Raw genomic sequence first — 8878 nt, forward strand, 5'->3', positions numbered from 1 at the left:
GTGGGGACGGTTGTGCTCAGCGGGTCGGGGGTTGCAGGAGCAGGGCGGACGGGACACGGCGGCCGAAGCCGAGGCGCAGCAGGCCGTAGCCGATGCCGGCCAGGCCGGTCAGCAGGCCGGGGGACGGGACGGCGTCCGGGGTGCCGCAGCGCGCGCCGTCCTGCTCGACGGCGGTGAGCAGCTGCCCGGTGCGGGTGGCGACCGCGGCGGCCGCGCCCTCGTGCCCGGCTTCGGCGAGGACACCGAGCACGTCGGTGATGCCGGTTTCGCCGTGGCAGAGGCTCAGGTCGCGCAGCGGGTCCTGGGCGGCGAGCGCCGCGACCTGCTCGTCGAGGCCGAGCACCGCGGGCTGCCCGGCGTAGGCCAGCACCTGCCCGGCCAGGCCGGAGCACCAGCCGTGCCCGGTGGCGGCCTCGGCGGGCGGCAGGGTCGGGGTCTCCCGCGGGTACCCGGTGAGGGCCCAGTCGACGCCGGCCGCGCCGTGTGCGAAGCCGGGGTCGGCGAGGTCGGGGTCGAGCGAGCGGACGGCGAGCTCGGCCGCGTAGGCGTCGGCCAGCAGCGTGGCTTCGGCGAACCCGGTCTGGGTGGCCACCGAGCGCAGCGCCACCAGGCCGCCGGCCAGGCCGGTGGTGTACCGCGGCGAGGTCTCGGGTGTCGGCGCCGGCATGACGGCGACGGTGCGGGCGGTCAGGTCGAGCAGCTCCGGCCGGTCGAGCAGCCGGGACAGCCGGGCCGCCGCGTAGGCGACGCCGCCGAGCCCGAGCAGCCCGCCGGGACCGGCCGCGGCGGCGAGCTCCGGGTCGTCCTCCAGCGCCGACACCAGCCACGGCAGCCCGGAGACGGCCTTCGCGGCCAGATCGCGGTAGCGGTCGATGCCGGTCAGCTCGGCCAGCTGCGCCAGGAACAGCGCCACGCCGGTGTACCCCTCACCGAGCCCGGCGCCCATCGGCAGCACGGTCCAGTACTTTTCGTCGACGAGCTCGAGGCCGACCCAGTTCACGCGGCCACCGGCCGACGACGCGCGCGCGATGATCGCGTCGGCGACCCCGCACGCGGCCGAGAGCAGGTGCGCGGGTTCGGGGCTCTTGCTCGGCAACACGGTGTCGGTGACGCCGGTGCCGGCGTGGGTCTCGGCGGCCGGCCGGGTGGCCAGCGCGGCGGAGATCAGCCACTCCTGGTCGCGCCGGTCGATCGTGGTCATCCCGGCGACCTTCGTGCGGACCGTCGTCAGCGGCGGTTCGCCGAGCAGCCCGGGCAGGCGGTTGCCCTCGGCGTCCCAGAGGTCCGTGGACCCGGGCCTGCCGGTGAACATCGGGACGTCGCCCGCCCACAGGTCGGTGAGCTCGGCGGCGACGAGCCCGCGGCGGACGTCGTCGGTGCTGTCGTCGTCCAGCAGCCCGAACGCCGCGTCGCGTTCGTCGGCTTCGGCCAGCAGCGACGGGTGCGTGGTCTCGTCGAGCAGCCGCGTGTAGAAGCTGGTCGGGCGGACCAGGACACGGATCCCCGCGCCGGCGCAGCGGTCCAGCAGCGCGGTGAACTCCGCCGCGCCGGCGACGATCGTGTCGTAGCCCGCGCGGAACCCGGCGAGCAGCGCGGCGCCGTGCTCCGCCGGTTCGACGTCGAACCCGCCGAGGGTGGGCCGGTTGACGCCGGTGCCGACGCCGCCGGGCACCCGGGTCAGCCGCATCCGGTCGGTGCCGGCGTCGAGCCAGTCGACGCGGGTCAGCGCCGGGGCCGCCGCGCGGCCGCCGCCGAGGCCCGAGATGTCGACCGCGCCGTGCTCGCCGACGATCATCTGCGGCAGCAGCATGGTCCGGTGCACCGACCGCGCGAGCAGCTCGGTCGCGGGGTCGGCTTCGGTTTCTTCAGCCGGCAGCACCGGCTGGAAGAGCGTCTCGATGTCGATCAGCACGGGCTGGTCGCCGGCGGCGATGATGTTCTCGAAGTGCACGTCGGTGCCGTCGAGGGCGTGCAGCAGGGCGAGCAGCACACCCTGACGGCGGTAGAACCGGTCGACCTCGGTGAGGTCGGCGCACGGCCGGTGCTCGACGAAGCGCAGCCAGCCGTAACCAGGGCGCACGAGGACGTCGACCGTGCGCAGCTCGAGACCGGGCACCCGCGGGTTGAGCCAGTCCACCAGGCCGGTGAACGCCGCGTGCAGGTCGAGCGGACGAGGCTTGTAGATGACGCGCGCGCCGCCGGCGAACCGCAGCTCGCGGACCGAACGGCCGCGCTGGTGAGCGTCGCCGGTGCCGCCGCTGATCTCGGTGAGGAGACCGGGGTCGGCGCCGAGGAACGCGGTCAGGGCGGCGCGGTCGGCGGTGAAGCGGCCGAGCAGCTCGGTGACCGCCGCGATCGTGTGCAGCGCCGTCTGCGCGGCCAGCCGGGCGAGCACCGGGTAGCGGTGCAGCAGGTCGGTGAGCCCGGCCGGCGTGCCGGTCCGCCGCACGAAGCCGGCAAAGCGCTCTTCCGGCGTTTCGCCCGCCAGGTCCTCCGCGCGGCGCGCCCGGCCCAGCTCCAGCACCAGCGTGCGGGCGGCGAGCCCGGCGAGCTGGTGACCCAGCCGCGCGGCGCACCCGTCGGCGACCGCGTCGGCGTCGACGGCGGGCGAAGCCGCTGCGGCACCGGCGATCGCGGCGCGGGCCGCGTCGGTGAAGGGGTGGAACACCGCGGCGAACGCGGTGCGCCAGTGCGAGCTTTCCCGGGGAAGCTCCGGCCGGGCCGACGCGAGCGCCGTCTCGGCGAAGGCGGCCCACTCGGGGAGCGGGGCGCCGGGACGGCGTTCCCGCGCGGTCAGCGCCGCCGCCCACCAGGTGGGCGGGAGCGTCGTGGTCGCCGGGTTCGGCTGCGGGGGAATCACGGGATCGAGCATGCCAGCGGGTGACGTGGGTTACATGGGGGTGCTACGCCCGCATTCCCGCGCGGCATGGGGGCGTCCTGGGGGCGCATGGGGGCGTCGGCGGCGAAACGCCTGGTCATCATTCACGCGACTACGCCGAACGGACTCGGCGGTTGCTCCGTTCGGCGGGCGGGTGGAAGCGGGCCCGGCGAAGGCGCGCGCGGCCCTGATCCCCCATGCGGGGCAGCGCCGGCACACCCGACTCCGCGCCTCGCGCGCGCGGCCGCGTCGCCCGCGCGCGAGGCGGACCCCGGCGCCGGAATGCGGGGCCGCCGCACCCATGTGCGCGAGCCCCGCGGCGATGACGATTCGTCGTGAGAAGTTCGCGGCTCGCCCCGCGGACGTTCCCCGAACGCACAGGGAGCGACGCACGATGACCACGTTCCAGATCGAGCAGACCCCCGACGGGCCCGGTGTGGCCGCCGGGCCCCCGCTCAAGTTCGTCCTGTCCAGCGTCCAGTCCGACTCGCACATGTGGAACCTCGTCGCCCTCCAGCTGATCATGGAGGAGATGGGGCACGAGGTGGTCAACCTCGGCGCCTGCGTCCCGGTCGAGCGGCTGCTGGCCGCCTGCCGCGCCGAGCGGCCGGACTGCCTGGTGATCAGCACCATCAACGGCCACGGCCACGTCGACGGCGCCCGGGTGATCTCCGCGCTGCGCGCCGACCCCGGCCTGGCCGGCCTGCCCGCCGTCATCGGCGGCAAGCTCGGCGTGCAGGGCGACGCCAACGCCGAGCTGGAGACCGAGCTGCTGGCGCTGGGCTACGACGCGGTGTTCCACGTCGGCGCCGGCGACTCCGGCCAGGCGATCGAGTCGTTCCGCGAGTTCGTCGCGGCGAACGTCCGGACCTTGCGGTGACCCCTGCCCGGTCGGTGTTCAGCAGCTTCGTGGCCGAGCACCGGCGCCGCCGGACGCTGCTCGTCCAGCCGCGCATGGGGTTCTCCGACCCCGCCGCGATGCGCCGCGGGCTGCGCGCGGTCGCCGGGGCCCGGGTGCCCGCCATCGGCACCGTGACCCTGGACAGCTACACCCGCACCGGGCAGCACGACCTCGCCGCCATGTCGATCGCCTCCGGCGTCCAGCTCAACGGCTACCCGCTGGTGGCGCTGGGCGCGGCCGTCACCGCCGAGCTGGTGGACGGCCTGTACGGCCCGCGGTTCCCGGTCCAGGTGCGGCACGGTTCGGCGCAGCCGGAAGACATCTTCGCCGTGATGCTCGAAGCCGGGCTCGACGCCTCCGAAGGCGGGCCGGTGTCCTACTGCCTGCCCTACAGCAGCGTGCCGCTGCGCACGGCGGCGAAGTCGTGGTCGCGCTCGGCGTCGCTGCTGGCCGGGCAGGCCGACCGGGGTGTGGACTGCCACCTGGAGAGCTTCGGCGGCTGCATGCTCGGCCAGCTGTGCCCGCCGGGCCTGCTCGTCGCGCTGTCGGTGCTGGAGTGCCTGTTCTTCGCCGAACACGGCGTGCGCAGCGTGTCGGCCAGCTACGCGCAGCAGACCAGCCCGGAGCAGGACGCCGAAGCGCTGTGGGCGATGCGGCGGCTCTGCGCCGAGGAACTGTCCACTGTGGACCACCATGTGGTGCTCTACACCTACATGGGCCTGTTCCCGGAGTCCGCGGCCGGGGCGCGGGAGCTGGTCGCCGAGAGCGTGCGGCTGGCCGTGCGCACCGGCACCGAGCGGCTGATCGTCAAGACCACCGCCGAAGCGCACCGGATCCCGACCGTCGAAGAGAACGTCGAGGCCCTGCGGCTGGCCCACGCCACCGCTCTGGACGCTCCTTCGCCCGGGCCGCCGCCCGCCGGGGACACCGAGGTGTACGCGCAGGCGCGGCGGCTCGTCGACGAGGTCCGCTCGCTCGCCCCGACGCTGACCGCGGCGCTGCCGGCGGCGTTCGAACGCGGGCTGCTCGACGTCCCGTACTGCCTGCACCCCGACAACGGCGGCGAAACCCGGTGCGTGCTCGACGACGAAGGCCGCCTGCAGTGGTGGCACACCGGCCGGATGCCGTTGCCGCCCGAGCTGGGTGGCCGCCGCGGTCACGACCGGGTCAGCGCGACCCGGCTGCTCGCCGACCTGTCCTACCACCGCCGAAGGCTCGACCCGGTCCTGTCCTGAACCGCCCGACCAGCTGGGAGTGAAAACGCCATGGAGCACACCGATCCGCCGGACCCGCGCACGCACCTGACCTCGGAGACCACACGGCTCGTGCTGGGCCTCCAGCACAAGCTGCTCACCGAGGCGCGCGCGTTCCTCGGCGCGCGCGGCTTCACCGAGCTGCTGCCGCCGGTGATCGGCCCGGTCACCGACCCGGGCGGCCGCGGCGCGAAGCAGGTGGACGTCGACTTCTACGGCCACCGCTACAAGCTGATGACCAGCGCGATCCTGTACAAGCAGGCGTCGCTGCTGGGCTTCTCGAAGATCTTCTACGTCGCGCCGAACGTGCGGCTGGAGCCCCTGGAGACGGCGAACACGAGCCGGCACCTGGCCGAGTTCCACCAGCTCGACGTCGAGGTCGCCGGGGCGTCCCGCGACGACGTGCTCGACCTGCTGCAGGACCTGGTGGCGCACGTGGTGCGCCGGGTCGTCGAGGACGCCGGTGACGTGCTGGAGGCGCTCGGCCGCGACTCGGGCGCGTTCACCGACCTGCTCGGCGGCGCGTTCGGCCGGCTGTCGCACGCCACCGCCGTCGAGACGTTGCGCGAGCTCGGGCACCCGCAGAGCGCGGACGCCGAGATCGACTGGGCGGGCGAGGCGATCCTGTCGGAGAAGCACGCGCGGCCGTTCTTCCTGGTCGACTACCCGAAGGGGTCGCGCGGGTTCTACGACCGCGAAAGCACTTCTGTCGCCGGTGTCCTGCGCAACTTCGACCTCATCGCGCCGGAGGGGTACGGCGAGCTGTGCAGCGGCAGCGAGCGTGAGCACGACTACGGCCGGATCGTCACGCGGATGCGGGAGACGGGGGAGAACCCGGCGAAGTACGCGTGGTACCTCGACCTGGTCCGCACGGGCATTCCCGCGAGCGCCGGGTTCGGCCTGGGCGTGCAGCGGTTCACCCGGTACGTGGCCGGGCTGGACGCGGTGTGGCAGGCGACGGCGTTCCCGAAGCTGCCGGGGGTGGTCTCGCCGTGACCGCGGTGCACGCCGGCGGGTTCCCGGAGGACCTCGTCCGGGAGCGGGCACTGCACGGTGCCGCGGCGGTGTTTCCCGCCGCCTCTTCCTACGGGACTTCCTTGTTCGGCGCATCTTCTTCGGCTTCGGGCGACGTCTTGGAGTCGGCGCGGCTGGTGCCGCCGGTGTTCGTGCCGCGAAGGCTGGAGAAGCTGATCGAGCTGGGCCGCGAGCCGTTGTACGGCGACGTCTCGCTGTCGGCGTCGATCGGCGGGTTCGGGTCTTCACTGCCGTTGTACCTGTCGGCCTTCGGGTCGACGCAGGTCGCGGGGGCCGGGCTGGGCGCGGCGGCGTCGGCACAGGCCGCGCGGCTCGGGATCCCGATGGTGATCGGCGAGAACGTCGTCCCGGTGCACGGGCACGGCCGTGCGGGCGGCGCGTCGGACGGGACGCTGCTGGAGCGCATGCGGGCGTACGCGGACGCGGTGCCCGACGGGCTCGGCGGGGTGGTCGTCCAGCAGAGCACCGAGGACGCGGACGCGGAGGTCTGGAACCTCGTGTACTCGGACCCGTCGGCGGCCTCGTTGCTGGAGTCCGGGCGGCTGGCGTTCGAGCTGAAGGTCGGGCAGGGTGCGAAGCCCGGGCTCGGCGGGATGACGCTGGTCTCGCCTTCCGTTGCCGCTTCCCTGGCGGACTTGTACACAGTGGACGTTCCGCTGGGCGCTTCGGTGGTGCGGAGCAGCTCACCGGGGACGTTCACCGACGAGATCCTCCGGCAGCAGATCCGCTTGATGCGCAACAACTTCCCGCGGGCCGGGGTGTGGGTGAAGCTCCCGCCGGGCCGTGATGTCGCGGCCGCGGCTTCGGTGGCATGGGCGGCGGGAGCGTCGGCTGTGACGGTCGACGGCGCCGAGGGCGGATCCGGCTGGGCGCCCACCGCGTTCGCCTCGGTCGGGCTGCCGCTGGCGGAGTGCCTGTCCCGCATCGGATCACCGGCGGGGTGCCTGCTGGCGTCCGGCCGCATGTGGGAGGGCACGCGGGTGGCGAAGGTCCTGGCACTGGGCGCGTCGGCGGCGGGTCTGGGCCGGGCGGCGCTGCTGGCGGTGGACACGGACCCGATCGACGGGCTGGTCCGGTTCGCCGAAGCGCTGGCGTTGGAGCTGCGGATGCTGCTGAGCGCGCTGGGCCAGTACCGGGCGGATGCGCTGACACCCGAGGACGTGTGGTTCCCGGCGACGCCGGAGCAGGTCCGCGAGCAGGTGCTGTCATGACGGCGGCGGCCGAGCGAACCCCCACGGACCTCGACCCGCCGACCGGGCCGCACGTGGCGCCCGGACCGGCGGAGGTCACGGGGGCGCTGGGCGGTGCCGCCGCCCAGCACGCCACCGCGCCGGCCGAGCCGGGCGCGGCCGGGCCCACTGCCGCTGCGGCCGGGCAGGGCAAGGCCGGCGAGCCCGTCGCCACCACCGGCAAGGGCCTTCCCGCGCCTTTCCTCGGCCTGGTCCTCGCCATGGGCCTGTCCTCCCTCGGCGACGCGGTCTGGCTCATCGCCCTCTCCGTCACCCTCGTCGGCACGGCCGGACCGGCCCTCGCCGGCCTCGTCCTCGCCCTCGGCTCCCTCCCCAAGGTCCTCACCCTGCTCGTCGGCGGCGCCGTCGCCGATCGGAGCGGTCCGCGGCGCGTCCTCGTCACCACCGACCTCGTCCGGGCCGGGGCCATGCTCGCCGGGGCGGCGGCCGTCCTGCTCGTCGGACCGGTGCTGCCTCTCCTCGCCGGGCTCATCGTCGTCATGGCCGTCGCCAGTGCCTTCTTCATCCCGGCCTCCGACGCTCTCCGGCCGAACCTCCTCCCGCCCGAACACCTCGTTCGCGGCAACGCCGTCTACCTCGCGGCCGTGCGGGGCGGCCAAGCCGCCGGTGGGGCACTCGGGTCCTGGCTGGCCGGGCTCGGCGGGCTGGTCACCGTCGCCGTCGTCAACGGGGTCAGCTTCGGGATCTCCGCGCTCGCCGCCGGCAAGACCAAGACCCTGGCCGGCAACGAACCCCGGCAGCGCGTCAAGCTCCGGGAACTCGGCAAGGAAATCGCGGAAGGCGCGAGGTACGTCGCCCGGCGGCCCGCCCTGCGGACGGCCATGATCGTCACCGGTCTCCTCGAGCTCAGCGGCGCCGGCCCGATCAACCTCGGCCTGGTGCTGCTCGGTGGCACCCGGGGCGCCGGCTGGCTGCTCACCGCCATGACGCTCGGGGCGTCCCTCGCCTTCGTCGTCTCGGTCAAGTGGCCGCCGCGCGGGAAGGCCGGGCGGCTGGCGACCGGCGGGCTCGCCGCGCAGGTCGGCTGCCTCGCCCTGCTGGCCACCGGAAACCTCGTTGTCGGCATCGCCGCCTTCTTCACCCTCGGGCTGGTCGCCGGGCTCACCGCGCTCGTGCTCGTCAGCCTCGCCCAGCGGTGGGCGACGCCGGAGATGCGCGGCCGCGTCATGTCGATCCTGGCGCTGTTCACCCTCGCCGCCACTCCCGTCGGGAACCTGCTGATCGGCGTCCTGACCGAGGCCATCGGCGTCCCGCTCACCATGTTCGCCCACGCCGCGGTCGCGCTCGTCGCGCTCGCCCTGCTCGTCGCCACCCCGGCACTCGGCCGGGCCGCACTCACAGAGGAGAAGCAGTCATGACCAATCCCTTCGAAGACGAGAACGGCACCTTCCTGGTCCTGGTGAACGCCGAGAACCAGCACTCGCTCTGGCCGTCCACCGTGGACGTCCCGGCCGGCTGGACGAAGGTCCACGGCGAGGACACCCGCGCCGCGTGCCTGGAGTACGTCGAGACGCACTGGACCGACCTGCGTCCGGCGAGCCTCGTCGCCTCGATGCGCTGA

At 74.4% G+C, this 8878-nt stretch carries 7 protein-coding genes; 6 read left to right on the forward strand and 1 reads right to left on the reverse strand.

Features of this window, described 5'->3' with window-relative positions:
• Positions 1-16: 16 nt before the first annotated feature.
• Positions 17-2860 (reverse strand): type 2 lanthipeptide synthetase LanM family protein, encoded by a 2844-nt coding sequence (locus ACZ63J_RS38395; protein ID WP_465407150.1) that lies wholly within the window; start codon positions 2858-2860, stop codon positions 17-19.
• A 412-nt stretch (positions 2861-3272) separates the two neighbouring features.
• On the opposite strand from ACZ63J_RS38395, the gene ACZ63J_RS38400 reads away from it, so the two are divergent.
• The 6 genes from ACZ63J_RS38400 to ACZ63J_RS38425 are packed head-to-tail and all read left to right on the forward strand — an operon-like array spanning position 3273 to position 8878.
• Positions 3273-3758, forward strand: a complete 486-nt coding sequence (locus tag ACZ63J_RS38400) for a cobalamin B12-binding domain-containing protein (RefSeq protein ID WP_465337042.1) — start codon at positions 3273-3275, stop codon at positions 3756-3758.
• Positions 3755-5014, forward strand: a complete 1260-nt coding sequence (locus tag ACZ63J_RS38405; protein ID WP_465407148.1) for a methylaspartate mutase — start codon at positions 3755-3757, stop codon at positions 5012-5014. The genes ACZ63J_RS38400 and ACZ63J_RS38405 overlap by 4 nt, the downstream gene beginning before the upstream one ends.
• A 30-nt stretch (positions 5015-5044) precedes the next feature.
• Positions 5045-6028, forward strand: coding sequence for an asparagine synthetase A (locus tag ACZ63J_RS38410; protein ID WP_465407146.1), 984 nt, complete (start codon positions 5045-5047; stop codon positions 6026-6028).
• Positions 6025-7278, forward strand: a complete 1254-nt coding sequence (locus tag ACZ63J_RS38415) for a glutamate synthase-related protein (RefSeq protein ID WP_465407144.1) — start codon at positions 6025-6027, stop codon at positions 7276-7278. Before ACZ63J_RS38410 ends, ACZ63J_RS38415 begins: the two co-directional genes overlap by 4 nt.
• Positions 7275-8675, forward strand: a complete 1401-nt coding sequence (locus tag ACZ63J_RS38420) for an MFS transporter (RefSeq protein ID WP_465407142.1) — start codon at positions 7275-7277, stop codon at positions 8673-8675. The genes ACZ63J_RS38415 and ACZ63J_RS38420 overlap by 4 nt, the downstream gene beginning before the upstream one ends.
• Complete coding sequence (locus ACZ63J_RS38425) at positions 8672-8878, forward strand: MbtH family protein (protein WP_465312580.1); 207 nt, start codon at positions 8672-8674, stop codon at positions 8876-8878. The genes ACZ63J_RS38420 and ACZ63J_RS38425 overlap by 4 nt, the downstream gene beginning before the upstream one ends.

Source organism: Amycolatopsis sp. NPDC104863, assembly GCF_055582965.1.

What these genes read in the sequence shown, in the direction of transcription:
- ACZ63J_RS38420 (WP_465407142.1), top strand. Translation starts at nt 7,275, where the DNA reads ATGACGGCGGCGGCCGAGCGAACCCCCACGGACCTCGACCCGCCGACC.
- ACZ63J_RS38425 (WP_465312580.1), top strand. Translation starts at nt 8,672, where the DNA reads ATGACCAATCCCTTCGAAGACGAGAACGGCACCTTCCTGGTCCTGGTG.
- ACZ63J_RS38410 (WP_465407146.1), top strand. Translation starts at nt 5,045, where the DNA reads ATGGAGCACACCGATCCGCCGGACCCGCGCACGCACCTGACCTCGGAG.
- ACZ63J_RS38400 (WP_465337042.1), top strand. Translation starts at nt 3,273, where the DNA reads ATGACCACGTTCCAGATCGAGCAGACCCCCGACGGGCCCGGTGTGGCC.